Source organism: Pseudomonas sp. WT-JTC, from assembly GCF_056711565.1.
Genome location: NZ_CM160042.1, coordinates 5,001,346 through 5,015,130 on the forward strand (window position 1 = coordinate 5,001,346; position 13,785 = coordinate 5,015,130).

Here is a 13,785-nt window from a genome sequence, read left to right on the forward strand (position 1 = left end):
GGCTGGCCCCTTCGCGAGCAAGCCCGCTCCCACAGGGGAATGCGATCCAAAGTGGGAGCGGGCTTGCTCGCGAAGGCGGCATGACTGGCAGCCAAAAATCTTCTCATCGAAACCATCGATGGCCTCAACTCATCAGGAGTTTCCATGATCAGCAAAATCCCTGAACCGGACCTCGGTTACCTGCAAAAAGTCCTGCTGGAAATGCTCGCCATTCCCAGCCCCACCGGGTTCACCGACACCATCGTGCGCTACGTCGCCGAGCGCCTTGAAGAACTGGGCATTCCCTTCGAAATGACCCGCCGCGGCACCATTCGCGCCACGCTCAAGGGCAAGAAGAACAGCCCTGACCGCGCCGTTTCCGCCCACCTGGACACCATCGGCGCGGCGGTGCGGGCGGTGAAGGACAACGGTCGCCTGACCCTCGCGCCGGTCGGCTGCTGGTCCAGCCGCTTTGCCGAAGGCAGTCGGGTCAGCCTGTTTACCGACAACGGCGTGATCCGCGGCAGCGTCTTGCCGCTGATGGCGTCCGGGCACGCGTTCAATACCGCCGTGGATGAGCTGCCGATCAGTTGGGATCACATCGAATTGCGTCTGGACGCCTACTGCGCCACCCGCGCCGACTGCGAGTCGCTGGGCATCAGCGTCGGCGACTTCGTCGCCTTCGACCCGCTGCCGGAGTTCACCGAAAGCGGCCACATCAGCGCCCGCCACCTCGACGACAAGGCCGGGGTGGCCGCGCTGCTGGCAGCGCTCAAAGCCATCGTCGACAGCGGCCAGGACCTGATGATCGACTGCCATCCGCTGTTCACCATCACCGAGGAAACCGGCAGTGGCGCCGCGGCGGCATTGCCCTGGGACGTCAGTGAATTCGTCGGCATCGACATTGCACCGGTCGCGACCGGCCAACACTCCAGCGAGCACGCGGTGAGCATCGCGATGCAGGACTCCGGCGGGCCCTATGACTATCACCTGTCGCGCCACCTCCTGCGCCTGGCCAGCGACAACGAGCTGCCGGCGCGCCGGGACCTGTTCCGTTACTACTTCAGCGATGCACATTCGGCGGTTACCGCCGGCCACGACATTCGCACCGCCCTGCTCGCCTTCGGCTGCGACGCCACCCATGGTTACGAACGTACCCATATCGACAGCCTCGCCGCCCTGAGTCGCCTGCTCGGTGCGTACATCCTCAGCCCGCCAGTGTTTGCCAGCGATGCGCAACCGGCCAAAGGGTCACTGGACCGCTTCAGCCATCAGCTCGAACACGATACCCAGATGGAAAGCGATACGCGGGTGCCTTCGGTGGACAGCCTGGTGGGGCAGCGGTCGTAGAGTTGAGTTGCAACGCTGAGATATTCGGTGTCTGACAGGTAGTCTTCGCGAGCAAGCCCGCTCCCACATTCGACCGCGTTTTCATGGAATAACTCGGTCAACTGTGGGAGCGGCGGTGCGACGATTCGACTTGCTCGCGAAGGCGGCAGATCAGACAACACAGGATCCCAGGCTAGCCGATACCAGACATTCGCCGTAGCATCGCGCCATTGATTGAACCGAGGTGCCTATGCTGATCCCCTACGACCAACTTCAAGTCGACACCCTCACCCGCCTGATCGAGGATTTCGTGACCCGCGACGGCACGGACAATGGTGACGACACGCCACTGGAAACCCGCGTACTGCGCGTGCGCCAGGCCTTGACCAAGGGGCAGGCACTGATTGTCTTCGACCCGGAAAGCGAGCAATGCCAACTGATGCTCAAGCACGACGTGCCCAAGCACCTGTTTGACTGAAGTGTTCAGCGTTCCTTGGTTTTCGCCAGTTTTTTCTGGATCCGTTCGTAGATTTCGCAGCGGTGCACGTTGACTTCCTGAGGCGCTTCGACGCCAAAGCGAATGTTGCTTCCGTTGATCGCGAGAACACGCACGGAAATATTTTCACCGATGGAAATGGTTTCGCCCACAACGCGGGTGAGTACGAGCATGAGGAGTGTCCTTCAGGGGTTACTGGCCCTTGAAGATGCCCAGCTCGCTGCAGGCCTACAATGCTCCGACAGCAATCCAGACCGGACTGACAGCCATCACGCACAAGGCTTACAGAAAGGTCTGACAGGCCGCTTGATTGTAAGGCCGATCCGTCAGGACGCGGAGAATCGCGGCCCGAACAGGATGACACTTGCGCCGACCACACACAGCGCCACGCCGAGCCAGTCCGACCCCAGCGGACGAATCCGCTCGACCACGGCCAACCAGCCGATGGACGCAATGATGTAGATGCCGCCGTAAGCGGCGTACGCGCGGCCGGCGTAGGTGGCTTCAATACGGGTCAGCAGCAGGGCGAACAGGGTCAGGCTCAATAGCGCCGGTACTACCCACCACATGCTTTTACCCTGTCGCAGCCACATCCAGAAGGCGAAACAACCGGCAATCTCGAACAGCGCGGCGAGGAAAAACCACAGGTAATTGAGCATGCACGTGTCTCGCTAGGATGGCCGATGGCGGCCACCCTAACCACAGCGTTGCCTGCGAGCAAGATCAGCTTGCGGATTGCCTGGCCTTGGCGCGCATTTTGTCGGCCATGGCGGTCATTTCGTTGTAGAGCAGTTGCGGGTTCTTCTGCTTCATCGCCCAGGCCATGCGGCCCTGTTCGTGGGGCAGGATCATGAACTCGCCGGCAGCGACCTGCCGGTAGATGTAGTCGGCGATGTCGGCGGCGCTGATCGGCGAGCTCTCCAGCAATTTGCCGACCTGGGCTTTCATGGCCGGTGTCGGGCCGCGAAACGAGTCCAGCAGGTTGGTCTGGAAGAACGACGGACACACCACATGCACGCCGACTTCCTGATGCGCCAGTTCGATCAGCAGGCTTTCGGACAACGCCACCACGCCCGCCTTGGCCACGTTGTAGTTGCTCATCGCCGGACCTTGCATCAGCGCGGCCATGGACGCGATGTTGATGATCTTGCCTTTGCTTTTCTCCAGCAGCGGCAGGAAAGCCTTGCAGCCCTTGACCACGCCCATCAGGTTGATCGCGATCTGCCAGTCCCAGTCCTCCAGGGACAACTCACTGAAGAAGCCGCCAGACGCTACGCCCGCGTTGTTGACGATGACATCGATGCCACCGAGCTTGACTTCGCAGGCCTGGGCGAACGCCGTCAGCTGGCTGTAGTCGCGCACGTCGCAGCGCTGGATAAAACCATCACCACCGGCTTCGCGGACCAGCTTGAGGGTTTCCTGCAAGCCGGGCTCGCTGACGTCCGACAAGGCCAGTTGCCAGCCTTCACGCGCCCAGCGCAGCGCGATTTCGCGACCCAGGCCAGAGCCTGCACCAGTGATCATCATGCGATTTTGCATAGCAAACAGCCTTGTTGTTCTCGGAAGATGCATCGAGTGTAGCGAAGGAAATTGCCCGACCCATGCTCCATCAGATTGCTGAATGGCCCGAGCAAACCGCGGGAGTGCCTGAAGCAACTGATGCAACAACAAGAAAGTTAAAGGCCTGTTCAAATTACTTGAAAATAACCTGGAATTATCCTGCAAGCGCGAGAGTCGGACTTTTTAAGCAGCTCGAATTCAATTCAATCCCACTGACCTTGATTGGCATGGTCAATCCGCTGCATTTTCAACAAGGAAACAGACATGAGCACAATACTGATCATCCTTCTGATCCTGTTACTGATCGGTGGTTTACCGGTCTTCCCGCACTCCAGAAGTTGGGGTTATGGCCCATCCGGAATCCTCGGTGTGGTGTTGGTGGTACTGTTGATCCTGCTCTTGCTCGGGCGAATATAAAAATTCGCCAGACAAAAAAAAGAGGCCCTTGAAGGGCCTCTTTTCCATTGCGTCACAACTTACTGCGGCGTGCCGTGAACGACACCGGCGGTGTTGTCCAGCAGGCTCTTGGTCGCGGTTTGCAGGAACGCTTCGAGCTTGAGTTTCAACTCGGCGGTACGCGGTGCATCGTCAATGATCTCGGCGTGCGGCGTAGCGCCCATTTCATACTGGTACAACTTTGGCGCCATGTCCTTTTCCTTCGGCAACACCAGGATCTGGTCGTCGCTGAGGATGGCCGTGGTCTGCTCGTTACCCGAAGGTTTGATCACACCAAAACCCTTGTCGCCCTCAGGCAGGTTGAGCAGGTCGCGGCCCCAGCATTGCTGGCGGGTTTCGCCGCCCAGGCGGCCCATGATGGTCGGTACGATGTCGATCTGGGTGCCCACGGTGTGGTCACGCTGGCCGAACTTCTCCTGGATGCCCGGTGCGATCATCAGCATCGGGATGTTGAAGCGGCCCAGGTCCATTTCGGTGATCTGCTGTTCGTTGCCAAAACCGTGGTCACCGACAATGATGAACAGGGTTTCCTTGAAGTACGGCTCCTTGCGGGCCTTTTCAAAGAACTGGCCCAGCGCCCAGTCCGCATAACGCATGGCGGTCAAGTGCTCGTTCAGGGTGCCGCGATTGGTCACGCGCTCGACCGGCAATGGCGTCGGCAAGGCGTATGGCGTGTGGTTGGACAGGGTTTGCAGCAACGCATAGAACGGCTTGCCGTTTTCCCGCGCCTTGAGCTCTTGCAGGCTGCGATCGAACATATCCTGGTCGGACACGCCCCAGGTCGGGTCGGAGAACACCGGGTTAACGAAGTCGTTACGGCCGATGAAGTTGGTCATGCCCTGGTTGCTGAAGAACCCCGACTGGTTGTCCCAGGCAAAATCGCCGTTGTAGACGTACACGTCGTCATAGTGACGGGCGCTGAGCAATTGCGGCAGGCCAGACAGCTTGTGGCTGCCTTCCGGGGTCTGCATCAGGTATTCGAAACCCGGCAGGTTCGGGAAGCAACCCATGGTGGCAAACATACCCTGGTGGGTATGGGTACCGTTGGAGAAGAAGCGGTCGAACATCAGGCCTTCCTTCGACAGTTTGTCGAGGTACGGCGTGATGTTGTCCGGGCCACCCAACGCTCCGACCGAGTGACCGGCCATGCTTTCCATCAGGATCACCACGACGTTCTTGATCGGCAGCGTCTTGTCGGCCGGTGGCGTGTAGTCACGACGTACGGCGGCCATGTCGGCCTCGACCAGTTTTTCGTCCGGCAGCACCAACATGTCACGCACGATTTGCTGGGCTTGCTCCTGCGGCAAGGTGGCCTTCCAGATGTTGTCGCGTTCCTCGGACATCCGGCTCTTGGCAGCCGCCACCAATTGCAGGGTACCGTTGAGGCCCAACTGGTTGGCGAAAATCGAGTTGGTGGTGTAGACGTCACCCCAACGCAATGGCGGGCCTTGGCGCAGGGTGCCACGTGCGGCAACCACGCAGATCAGCAGGCACACCACGAATACCGCAATGCGCGCATACCATGGGGCAACCTGGCGGGTGCCGATGCTGCCGCCACTGAATGGGCCACGGGGACGGGTTGCACGGTCGGCGCCCTTGAATGCCAGGCTCAGGATCCAGGTGCCCACGGCCCATGCCAGCAGGTAGCGAACCACCGGAAAACCGTACCAGAGCATGCTCATCACGGTTTTCGGATCTTCCTTGACGTACTGGAAGACCAGGCCGTTGAGGCGCTGGTGGAACTCACGGTAGAAGTCCATTTCCATCAGGCCCAGGAACAGCGCGATGCTGGAGACGATCGTCAGCCAGAGACGGAACAGCCCGCGTGCCGCCATGGCCCGGGCGCTGAACAATGCCAGCAGCAACGGAATGCTCAGATAGACCACCAGACGCACGTCGAAGCGCAGACCGTTGGCGAATGCCTCGAGGAAGGTCGAGGCCGGTGTGTCGAGGATCATCGAGCGGTTGTAAACCAGCAGCGCGACGCGCAGCAGGCTGAACATGACCATCATGACCAAGGCACACAACAGCGTGTAGGCCAGATGCGATTTGACGGTCGGTTGCAGCAGGCGACTAGAGGCTCGCTGCTGATTCAGGGCGTCCGGGATTGCCATGTCGTTTTAGGACCCATTGGAAGTTTAAGTTTCGAAAATACAGCTGCGCCTTGCCCTCTTTTCGGCCCGTAACAAGGCCCGGGGTTTGCGCGGTGCGCAAATGTTGCACGATCAACGGCTGCATTGCCATTGATTACTACCCTCATCCCGACTCTTTCATCCTGCATTCAGGACTATGCAGCGTGTGGCGGGAGAGCCGGCGAATTGTCTTGGAGACTTGGTGAAAATTTCGTGCAACGCATATTCGGAAACAAATTAAAGCGCCCACCTCCCCCGTCAAAAATGCAAACGCCCCGAACCGGTCGGGGCGCTACGAAGTCATCTTGAAAGAACGAAACCGTTACTTCTCGGCGCGTTCCTTGAGGGCTTTCAAGGTATTGAACGGGGCATCCACCACAAACTTGTTGGCCACCATCGACGGCACGCTGCCGCCCGGTTCGGTGTGCACCTGATAGGTCACTTCGATCTGGTCGCCCTTGGGTACGAACTTCCAGAAACCATTGACTTTGGCGACCCGGACGAAGCCTTTTTCTTCAGGAATGTATTTCGGTACACCTTCGAGCTTGCGGGTCAGGCTGCCATCGGCACCTTCGATGGTGGTGACGTGCAGCACCGAATCACGCGGAGTAACCGGCCACGGGGTGTTGAACTGAGTGTAGGTCCAGCTCTGGTCACCTTCGTGCTTGAGCAGCTTCTGGTTTTTGCATTCGTGAATCCAGGCACAGGCTCCGGGCACATCCTCCTGCAACGCACGCAGCTTGGCCACGGTGGTCTTCATCAGCGTGACGCCCTGGTAGGCCTTGTAGTCGGACCCGGCCACTTCACTCAGGGAGATCTTGATGCCGTCTTCGTTTTTCGCGACTTTCCAGTCTTCGGCCTGGGCCGCCGAGGTGGCCAGCACGACCGTCAAACCACACAGCACAGCAATACGATGCAGCGAACCCATAGTCTTATTCCTTATTGTTGAAGTTCCGTTCGTAAAACACATCACGCCGCCGTCATTTGCTCCCACCAGCCGATCAGCCGAATGGCTTCCTCGCTGCTGCTTCCGCACACCTCGGGGTCGGCCTCGAAGGCCGAACACACCGCCGGCCGTTCCGGCTGGCCGAAAATGCTGCACAGGTTATCCGGGGAAAGTTGCAGGCAACGCTGCCCCGCGGCTTTGCCGTTGGGCATACCGGGAATCGGTGAACTGATGGACGGGGCAATGCAACACGCGCCACAGCCCTCACGGCATTTCATGACGACAAGCTCCTCGCGACGAGCAATGTGTTAAAGGACGGGGCACAGAGTACCCGCTAAAACAGTTGTTTTAAATTACCTGCGAGCGGGTTTTTCAACGCAAACGAACGTGACCATGCAGTCTCCGACAAAGCGTCTGTCCTGCGGCACGTGGATCTTGACGACTTACTGTTTGAACTCGAAATCCAGTGCTGCGCCTTCGACCTCGCGGCGCTCTTCATTGCGCAGTTGCAGCTGCATTTCATTGCTGAGCAGGCGTCCGTTGAGCTGGAACGGGCTGCTACCGCTTTTGTCACCGAACATCTGGGGCAACAGCGATTCACGCTTGGTCAACGGTACCGTTCCGACAGGCTTCAGTTCTTGAACCATATCCTTGGGCAAGCTCAGGTCCAGATTGGCGGATGGAAGCTCAGTCTTTACCACTTCGCTGGCCGGTTTCGACTTGGAGGCAATGGGTGGATGCTTTTTCGCGGGCGTCGCCGGTTTTTTGGCCGACGAGGCTTTTTTTGCGGGTTCGGCTTTTATCGGTGCTACGTGGAAACTGCCGGTAGCCTGTTCCTGCTCGGAAGCGGCAACGACGGATGCCGGCTGAATACTCGCAAACAGACAGAGCAATAGCCAGGCGGCAGGAAGAATAGGTTTCATGTATCCCACGGTGGGTGCAAACGGCAGAGGTGCATATGCTCGCCTGTTGCAGCCCACAAGACAAGCACAGTAGCAGCCTGTTACAAACCGCCGGCCATCTCCTGGCAGAGTTGGGTGGCCAGCATGCCCAGGGTCATCAACGCACGCTCGGCTTCACGGTTCCATGGCGTGCCGCAATTGAGGCGAATGCAGTGATTGAATTGCTCGGTATTACTGAAAATCAGTCCCGGCGCAATACTGATGCCCTGCTGCAAGGCCCGCACGTGCAACTCCTGGGTGTTGACTCGGCCCGGCAGACTCACCCACAGAATGAAGCCACCGGTAGGCCGGGTCATCTGCGTGCCTTCCGGGAAATACTGCTGCACCGCCAGCTGGAAGGCACTGAGGTTCTTGCGGTATTCCTGGCGGATGAAGCGCAAATGCCGATCGTACCCGCCATTTTCCAGGTAAGCGGCGATACCCATCTGGGTGACGCTGCACGCAGAATGCGTACTGAACGTCTGCAAGCGCTGGATTTCCTGCTGATACTTACCGGCAATCATCCAGCCGATCCGCACTCCCGGCGACAGGGTTTTAGAGAAGCTTGAGCAATAGATCACCCGGTCCAGCCGATCGTAGGCCTTGAGGGACTTGGTGCGCCCCTGCTCGAACATCAGCTCACCGTAGATATCATCTTCGACAATCTGGATATCGAAATCCGACGCCAGGCGCAGCAGTTGTTTCTGCCGCTCTTCAGGCATGGTGCCGCCCAATGGATTACTCAGCCGGGTGGTCAGCACCAACGCCTTGATCGACCACTGGTTGGCTGCCAGTTGCAGGGCTTCCAGGCTCATGCCCGTGGCTGGATCACTGGGGATCTCGATGACCTTGAGGCCCAACAGGTCGGCCAGTTGCAGCAACCCGTAATAGGTCGGCGACTCGGCCGCAATCAGATCGCCCGGACGGGTCAACACGCGTAAAGACATCTGCAGCGCATCGACACAGCCGTGCGTGATCACCACTTCCGACGGATCGACCACCACGCCGGCATCGCGCATGCGGATCGCCACTTGTCGGCGCAACGGCTCGAAACCGGGGCTGAACATGTAACTGAAGGCCCGCGGGCTATGGAAACGGGTGACTTTGGCCAATTGCTGATGCAGTGCCCGCACCGGCAGATAGTCGACACTCGGTACTGCAGCGCCCAGCGGGAACACGCCTTCGCGACGGGATTCCACCAAAACCTGTTGAATGATGCTGCTGCGGGTGACCAGGCCGGGGCGCTCGACCCGGGCGATGTCCGGCGTAGGTGCGGTGAGTGCCGGCGTCTGGTGCACGTAGTAACCCGACTGCGGCCGGGCGCGGATCAGCCCCTGATCTTCGAGATTGGCATACGCCTGCAACACCGTCGCATGGCTGACATTGAGCTGCGAGCTCATCTTGCGCACCGAAGGCACGCGCTCTCCCGGCTGATAGACCCCACGGCGGATGTCTTCGGCCAGTTGTTGAGCAATACGTTGATAGAGCAAAAGATTGGTCATGACGCAGCACTCGATTTCACGGGCATTTTATTCTTGTGTGAAACAATACCGGAACAGTTTAGAAGTGTACGGGGACAGTTGCCACAATAGTCGACCGTACAGTGCAGTGTCAGCAAAATCTGTACTGTTTTGTGCGGTAATCGGCAGGCATAAAAAAACCCGGCGCTGCGTGGCAGGCCGGGCTTTCCAGCGACGCAACCCCTAGCGGGCAGCGCCGAGCTGGCCTTTTTCGTCGGAAAACACAATTTCCACCCGACGGTTCTGCGCTCGCCCCCGTTCCGACGCATTTGCGTCCACCGGATACTCGTCACCATAACCCTCGACCTGGATGCGCCTGTCGTCGATGCCCAGGTCCATCAGCACGTCGGCCACCGATTGTGCGCGGTCACGGGACAGCTTGAGGTTTTCCTGTTTGCCCCCGGTACTGTCCGTATAACCTTCGATCCGCACCACGCGCTTGGGGTTGAGTTGCAGGAACTGCACAATCTTCAGCACCACACGGTTGGCCGAAGGTTTCAATTCCGCTTCGCCCGTGTCGAACAACATGTCGCCCAGTGTCATCACCAGACCACGGTCGGTCTGGGCGGTCGTCAATGCCAGGATCTGTTCTTCAAGCCATTTGCCCTGCTGCTGCACACTGAACAGTTTGGATTCACGCAGTGCCAGTTGCAGGCGCTGCCGCTCCAGTTCGAGCTTCGCCGCTTGCTCTTCGTTAAGCGCCTGATTGGTGTGCTCCCGGGCAATGGCGCTATAGCGCTGGCTCAGGTAGGCGTAATGCACCACGTCCGAACCGCTGCCCCAATAGCTGGACAAACGATCGGCGCGGGCCAGGGACTCACCAGCGCGAATCACGTCCTTGGGGGCGATTCGCAGCACATTGGAATCTTCCTTGACCTTCTGAAAGTCGGCTCCAGCCTGCTGCAACGCGCTCTCGCTGTGCTGGCTGGCGCAACCGGACAGCACGGCGCAGCCGGCCAGGATCAAACCGCCGACGGCTTTGCTCTTGAGGCTCATTCGGCATCTCCCAGTTGCTTGCGCAGGCGGGCGATACGGGCGTCAAGCACGTTCAACTGTTCCTCGCTCTTGGCCGTCAGCACCTTGGCTTCAGCCAGACGCGCATCGAGCTCGGCCTGTTCGGCCCGCATGCGTGCGTTTTTGAAAGATTGGTCAGTCATGTTGCCCTTGGCGCGGTTGAACTTGTCTTCGGCCAGTTTCATTTCCGGCACATCGTCAGCGGTGGCGCCCACAGCCTTGGCCTGTTCGAGTGCCTGTTCGGTCAGGCGAATCTGTTCATTCGGCGCAGGATCGGCTGCACAACCGGCCAGGAGCACAAAGGCCACGGCAGCGAAAAGAGGTCGAATACTCACTAAATATCCCTACTGTTTTGGGGTACTGACGGGTTGTTGCGAGGATTGCTGCGATTGTGAGCGCTGTGCCTTCCAACGCTCGATGTTGCGCATCAGCACGGTCTCCGTCAGTCCGGACGCGGGCAATTCTGTCATCTTTTTGGCCAACTGTCCGCGCAACCACGGATCGTTGCAGGCCGAGTCATGGGAAATCGCCAGGTACAGGCCAGGCTTGTCGACCGGTTGCGAGCGTGCGACCAAATCACCGGCCATGCCCAGTGTCTGTGCGGTTGCCATGCCCGAGTAACGTCCTGCCAGTACGAACTCGACCTCACCCAACAGCAGTTTCTGAAAGGCCTGGGTCAGGCTGGACGTACGTGCGAGGGTTAATTGCTGTCCGGCAAACGTGCTGAATTGCGGAGTCAATCGGGCCTTTTCCGACACGGCTCCGGGGTGGCCGTGCAGGTCCTGTGCCTGGTTGTAGACCAGCGTCGAGTCCTTGCGCGTCCAGACCAGATAGTCGTTTTCCAGTAAGGGTGGATGGATGTAATCCAGGGTTTCCAGCTCGCTGACCGTCAAGGCTGCGTCCGCCAGCATATCCATTCGCCCGCTGCGCACTTCGTCAAGGGCCTGGGCCCGTTTGCCGGCATAAAGCAGTTCGACCTTGAGCCCCAACTCACCCGCCACTTGCTGCAGCAAATCGGCGCTTGCACCGATCAGGTGTTTGGGATTCTGCGGGTCTTGCCACAGGTACGGTGGCGCGTCCGGGCTGCCGGTTACCACCAGGCGTTCGCATTTGCCTGCGGCAAAAGACAGCGCCGGCAATAGCGTCAATCCCAGCATGCTCCACACAAGGCGCAGATCCATGACGACACACTCCACTCAAACCTGGTGATGCCCCCCTTGTAGGAGCGAGCTCGCTCGCGATGTACGTTAACGATGACGCGTTCATTCTGGAAAAACGCGGCGCATTTGAGTCCATCGCGAGCAAGCTCGCTCCTACAGGTAAATGAAGGGCAAAAAAAAGCCCGGCCAAAAGGCCGGGCTCTTTATAAGTGAAGCAGCCGGATTAGACCAGCTTCTCCAGCTCAGGGATGGCTTCGAACAGGTCCGCCACCAGGCCGTAATCGGCCACCTGGAAGATCGGCGCTTCTTCGTCCTTGTTGATCGCCACGATCACTTTGGAGTCTTTCATGCCGGCCAGGTGCTGGATCGCGCCGGAGATACCGACGGCGATGTACAGCTGTGGAGCAACGATCTTGCCGGTCTGACCGACCTGCATGTCGTTCGGTACGAAACCTGCGTCGACCGCGGCGCGGGAAGCGCCCACGGCTGCGCCCAGCTTGTCGGCCAGGGCATACAGGTGTTTGAAGTTGTCGCCGTTCTGCATGCCGCGGCCGCCGGAAACGACGATCTTGGCAGCGGTCAGTTCCGGACGATCGGACTTGGCCAGCTCTTCGCCAACGAAGCTGGAGATACCAGCGTCGTGAGCAGCGCCAACGGCTTCAACGGCAGCCGAACCACCTTCAGCTGCAACCGGGTCGAAACCGGTGGCACGCACGGTGATCACTTTGACCACAGCGTTCGATTGAACGGTAGCGATGGCGTTACCGGCATAGATCGGACGCTTGAAGGTGTCAGCGCTTTCTACCGAGATGATCTCGGAGATCTGGTCAACGTCCAGTGCAGCGGCAACGCGCGGCAGGATGTTTTTGCCGTTGGAAGTGGCGGCAGCCAGGATGTGGCTGTAACCCTTGCCCAGCTCTGCAACCAGCGGAGCAACGTTTTCCGGCAACTGGTGAGCGTAGGCGGCGTTGTCGGCCACCAGCACTTTAGCCACGCCAGCCACTTTCGCAGCGGCTTCAGCCACGGCGCCAGCGCCCTGGCCGGCAACCAGAACGTGGATGTCGCCACCGATTTTGGCGGCAGCAGCAACGGTGTTCAGCGTGGCCGGGGCCAGCACTTTGTTGTCGTGTTCAGCAATAACCAAGATAGTCATTTAGATTACCTTCGCTTCGTTTTTCAGTTTCTCGACCAGTTCAGCCACCGACTTGACCTTGATACCCGCGCTGCGTGCAGCCGGCGCTTCGACTTTCAAGGTTGTGTTGGTGGAGGCGGTGGAAACGCCCAAAGCGTCCGGAGTCAGCGTCTCGAGAGGCTTCTTCTTGGCTTTCATGATGTTTGGCAGAGACGCGTAGCGCGGCTCGTTCAAACGCAGGTCGGTGGTGACGATGGCCGGCAGTTTCAGGGAAACTGTCTGCGCGCCGCCGTCGATTTCGCGAGTCACGGCAACACTGTCGCCACTGATTTCGACTTTCGAAGCGAACGTGCCCTGACCGTAGCCGCTCAATGCAGCGAGCATCTGGCCGGTCTGGTTGTTGTCGCTGTCGATGGCTTGTTTGCCAAGGATCACCAGCTGAGGCTGTTCCTTGTCGACAACGGCCTTCAGCAGCTTGGCAACGGCCAGGGAAGTCAGGTCTTCGGCGGACTCGACGAGGATGGCGCGGTCGGCACCCAGAGCCAGCGCGGTGCGCAGTTGCTCTTGAGCGGTGGACGGGCCTACGGAGACGACGACGATTTCAGTCGCAACACCCTTCTCTTTCAGGCGTACGGCTTCTTCCACGGCGATCTCGCAGAACGGGTTCATCGACATCTTGACGTTGGCAAGATCGACGCCGGAATTGTCCGCCTTGACGCGAACCTTGACGTTGTAATCCACAACGCGTTTGACAGCTACAAGAACCTTCATGGATTCCTCGTTACTCTCCGGTGAAAAGAAAGTCGCCTAGGCGAACCTGGCGGTTGATGCTCATCGGGCGCAAGGGCACCTCCAAAAACGCCGGCAAATGTGTCAAGTGACCAACGCTCATGCTGTGGATGACCGTTCGTCAGTGGTGACTGACAAGTCATTCAACATCGCGGCGTGTAAACTGCACAGCAAACCCGCGCGGCGCATCACTCTCTACTGCCATCGCCCTGTCTTTAGAGGTGCTCTTGAAACCAACAGTCAGCCTACGGCGAGCGCAAAACCGCCCGTATCTTGACCGGAACGCCTATTCCGGTCAATACGCCAAAACAGCCGTTCATAAGGCGCGTGA

16 protein-coding genes are annotated in these 13,785 nt (G+C 59.2%); 3 read left to right on the forward strand and 13 right to left on the reverse strand.

Features of this window, described 5'->3' with window-relative positions:
* Positions 1 to 144 precede the first annotated feature (144 nt).
* Together AC06G5_RS22585 and AC06G5_RS22590 are read left to right on the forward strand one after the other, a co-directional pair.
* Positions 145 to 1,329 carry an osmoprotectant NAGGN system M42 family peptidase gene (locus AC06G5_RS22585; protein WP_480458333.1) on the forward strand — a complete coding sequence of 395 codons (1,185 nt, stop codon included), beginning with the start codon at positions 145 to 147 and terminating at the stop codon, positions 1,327 to 1,329.
* A gap of 229 nt (positions 1,330 to 1,558) precedes the next feature.
* Positions 1,559 to 1,786 (forward strand): YheU family protein, encoded by a 228-nt coding sequence (locus AC06G5_RS22590; protein ID WP_008017754.1) that lies wholly within the window; start codon positions 1,559 to 1,561, stop codon positions 1,784 to 1,786.
* 5 nt (positions 1,787 to 1,791) lie between these two features.
* Here AC06G5_RS22590 and csrA read toward each other — a convergent pair whose 3' ends face one another.
* The 3 genes from csrA to AC06G5_RS22605 all read right to left on the reverse strand — a co-directional run bounded on the left by csrA (position 1,792) and on the right by AC06G5_RS22605 (position 3,343).
* The gene (csrA, locus tag AC06G5_RS22595; protein WP_413422726.1) at positions 1,792 to 1,977 is read right to left on the reverse strand and encodes a carbon storage regulator CsrA; all 186 of its coding nucleotides are present in this window, start codon (positions 1,975 to 1,977) and stop codon (positions 1,792 to 1,794) included.
* A gap of 153 nt (positions 1,978 to 2,130) precedes the next feature.
* Positions 2,131 to 2,463, reverse strand: coding sequence for a YnfA family protein (locus AC06G5_RS22600; RefSeq protein WP_413422724.1), 333 nt, complete (start codon positions 2,461 to 2,463; stop codon positions 2,131 to 2,133).
* A 64-nt stretch (positions 2,464 to 2,527) separates the two neighbouring features.
* Entirely contained in the window at positions 2,528 to 3,343 is an 816-nt protein-coding gene (locus AC06G5_RS22605; RefSeq protein ID WP_413422722.1) for an SDR family oxidoreductase, read from the reverse strand.
* Between the two features lie 285 nt (positions 3,344 to 3,628).
* Between AC06G5_RS22605 and AC06G5_RS22610 the strand changes: the two genes are divergently transcribed.
* A complete protein-coding gene (locus tag AC06G5_RS22610) occupies positions 3,629 to 3,781 on the forward strand; it encodes a DUF3309 family protein (RefSeq protein WP_413422720.1) in 153 nt (50 codons plus the stop codon).
* 59 nt (positions 3,782 to 3,840) lie between these two features.
* Here the strand turns inward: AC06G5_RS22610 and AC06G5_RS22615 are convergent, their stop codons facing one another.
* The 10 genes from AC06G5_RS22615 to AC06G5_RS22660 form a co-directional block, all read right to left on the reverse strand.
* Positions 3,841 to 5,934, reverse strand: coding sequence for an LTA synthase family protein (locus tag AC06G5_RS22615; protein ID WP_413422718.1), 2,094 nt, complete (start codon positions 5,932 to 5,934; stop codon positions 3,841 to 3,843).
* A gap of 340 nt (positions 5,935 to 6,274) precedes the next feature.
* Positions 6,275 to 6,880 carry an START domain-containing protein gene (locus AC06G5_RS22620; RefSeq protein WP_480458335.1) on the reverse strand — a complete coding sequence of 202 codons (606 nt, stop codon included), beginning with the start codon at positions 6,878 to 6,880 and terminating at the stop codon, positions 6,275 to 6,277.
* 41 nt (positions 6,881 to 6,921) lie between these two features.
* Complete coding sequence (locus tag AC06G5_RS22625) at positions 6,922 to 7,176, reverse strand: YkgJ family cysteine cluster protein (RefSeq protein ID WP_008017747.1); 255 nt, start codon at positions 7,174 to 7,176, stop codon at positions 6,922 to 6,924.
* Positions 7,177 to 7,341: 165 nt separating this feature from the next.
* Positions 7,342 to 7,821, reverse strand: coding sequence for a translation initiation factor 2 (locus AC06G5_RS22630; protein WP_413422714.1), 480 nt, complete (start codon positions 7,819 to 7,821; stop codon positions 7,342 to 7,344).
* A gap of 80 nt (positions 7,822 to 7,901) precedes the next feature.
* Positions 7,902 to 9,341, reverse strand: coding sequence for an aminotransferase-like domain-containing protein (locus AC06G5_RS22635; protein WP_007973699.1), 1,440 nt, complete (start codon positions 9,339 to 9,341; stop codon positions 7,902 to 7,904).
* A 201-nt stretch (positions 9,342 to 9,542) separates the two neighbouring features.
* A complete protein-coding gene (locus tag AC06G5_RS22640) occupies positions 9,543 to 10,355 on the reverse strand; it encodes an OmpA family protein (RefSeq protein WP_413422712.1) in 813 nt (270 codons plus the stop codon).
* Positions 10,352 to 10,708, reverse strand: coding sequence for a DUF4398 domain-containing protein (locus AC06G5_RS22645; RefSeq protein ID WP_413704207.1), 357 nt, complete (start codon positions 10,706 to 10,708; stop codon positions 10,352 to 10,354). Before AC06G5_RS22645 ends, AC06G5_RS22640 begins: the two co-directional genes overlap by 4 nt.
* A 9-nt stretch (positions 10,709 to 10,717) precedes the next feature.
* Positions 10,718 to 11,554 (reverse strand): substrate-binding periplasmic protein, encoded by an 837-nt coding sequence (locus AC06G5_RS22650; RefSeq protein ID WP_480458336.1) that lies wholly within the window; start codon positions 11,552 to 11,554, stop codon positions 10,718 to 10,720.
* Positions 11,555 to 11,756: 202 nt separating this feature from the next.
* Positions 11,757 to 12,686, reverse strand: a complete 930-nt coding sequence (locus tag AC06G5_RS22655) for an electron transfer flavoprotein subunit alpha/FixB family protein (RefSeq protein WP_339555659.1) — start codon at positions 12,684 to 12,686, stop codon at positions 11,757 to 11,759.
* A complete protein-coding gene (locus AC06G5_RS22660) occupies positions 12,687 to 13,436 on the reverse strand; it encodes an electron transfer flavoprotein subunit beta/FixA family protein (RefSeq protein WP_110749773.1) in 750 nt (249 codons plus the stop codon).
* Positions 13,437 to 13,785: the final 349 nt, after the last annotated feature.

Bases quoted from the DNA above. Each gene is read 5' to 3' on its own strand.
- AC06G5_RS22585 (WP_480458333.1), top strand. From the start codon at position 145: ATGATCAGCAAAATCCCTGAACCGGACCTCGGTTACCTGCAAAAAGTC.
- AC06G5_RS22590 (WP_008017754.1), top strand. From the start codon at position 1,559: ATGCTGATCCCCTACGACCAACTTCAAGTCGACACCCTCACCCGCCTG.
- csrA (WP_413422726.1), bottom strand. From the start codon at position 1,977: ATGCTCGTACTCACCCGCGTTGTGGGCGAAACCATTTCCATCGGTGAA.
- AC06G5_RS22600 (WP_413422724.1), bottom strand. From the start codon at position 2,463: ATGCTCAATTACCTGTGGTTTTTCCTCGCCGCGCTGTTCGAGATTGCC.
- AC06G5_RS22605 (WP_413422722.1), bottom strand. From the start codon at position 3,343: ATGCAAAATCGCATGATGATCACTGGTGCAGGCTCTGGCCTGGGTCGC.
- AC06G5_RS22610 (WP_413422720.1), top strand. From the start codon at position 3,629: ATGAGCACAATACTGATCATCCTTCTGATCCTGTTACTGATCGGTGGT.
- AC06G5_RS22615 (WP_413422718.1), bottom strand. From the start codon at position 5,934: ATGGCAATCCCGGACGCCCTGAATCAGCAGCGAGCCTCTAGTCGCCTG.
- AC06G5_RS22620 (WP_480458335.1), bottom strand. From the start codon at position 6,880: ATGGGTTCGCTGCATCGTATTGCTGTGCTGTGTGGTTTGACGGTCGTG.
- AC06G5_RS22625 (WP_008017747.1), bottom strand. From the start codon at position 7,176: ATGAAATGCCGTGAGGGCTGTGGCGCGTGTTGCATTGCCCCGTCCATC.
- AC06G5_RS22630 (WP_413422714.1), bottom strand. From the start codon at position 7,821: ATGAAACCTATTCTTCCTGCCGCCTGGCTATTGCTCTGTCTGTTTGCG.
- AC06G5_RS22635 (WP_007973699.1), bottom strand. From the start codon at position 9,341: ATGACCAATCTTTTGCTCTATCAACGTATTGCTCAACAACTGGCCGAA.
- AC06G5_RS22640 (WP_413422712.1), bottom strand. From the start codon at position 10,355: ATGAGCCTCAAGAGCAAAGCCGTCGGCGGTTTGATCCTGGCCGGCTGC.
- AC06G5_RS22650 (WP_480458336.1), bottom strand. From the start codon at position 11,554: ATGGATCTGCGCCTTGTGTGGAGCATGCTGGGATTGACGCTATTGCCG.
- AC06G5_RS22655 (WP_339555659.1), bottom strand. From the start codon at position 12,686: ATGACTATCTTGGTTATTGCTGAACACGACAACAAAGTGCTGGCCCCG.
- AC06G5_RS22660 (WP_110749773.1), bottom strand. From the start codon at position 13,436: ATGAAGGTTCTTGTAGCTGTCAAACGCGTTGTGGATTACAACGTCAAG.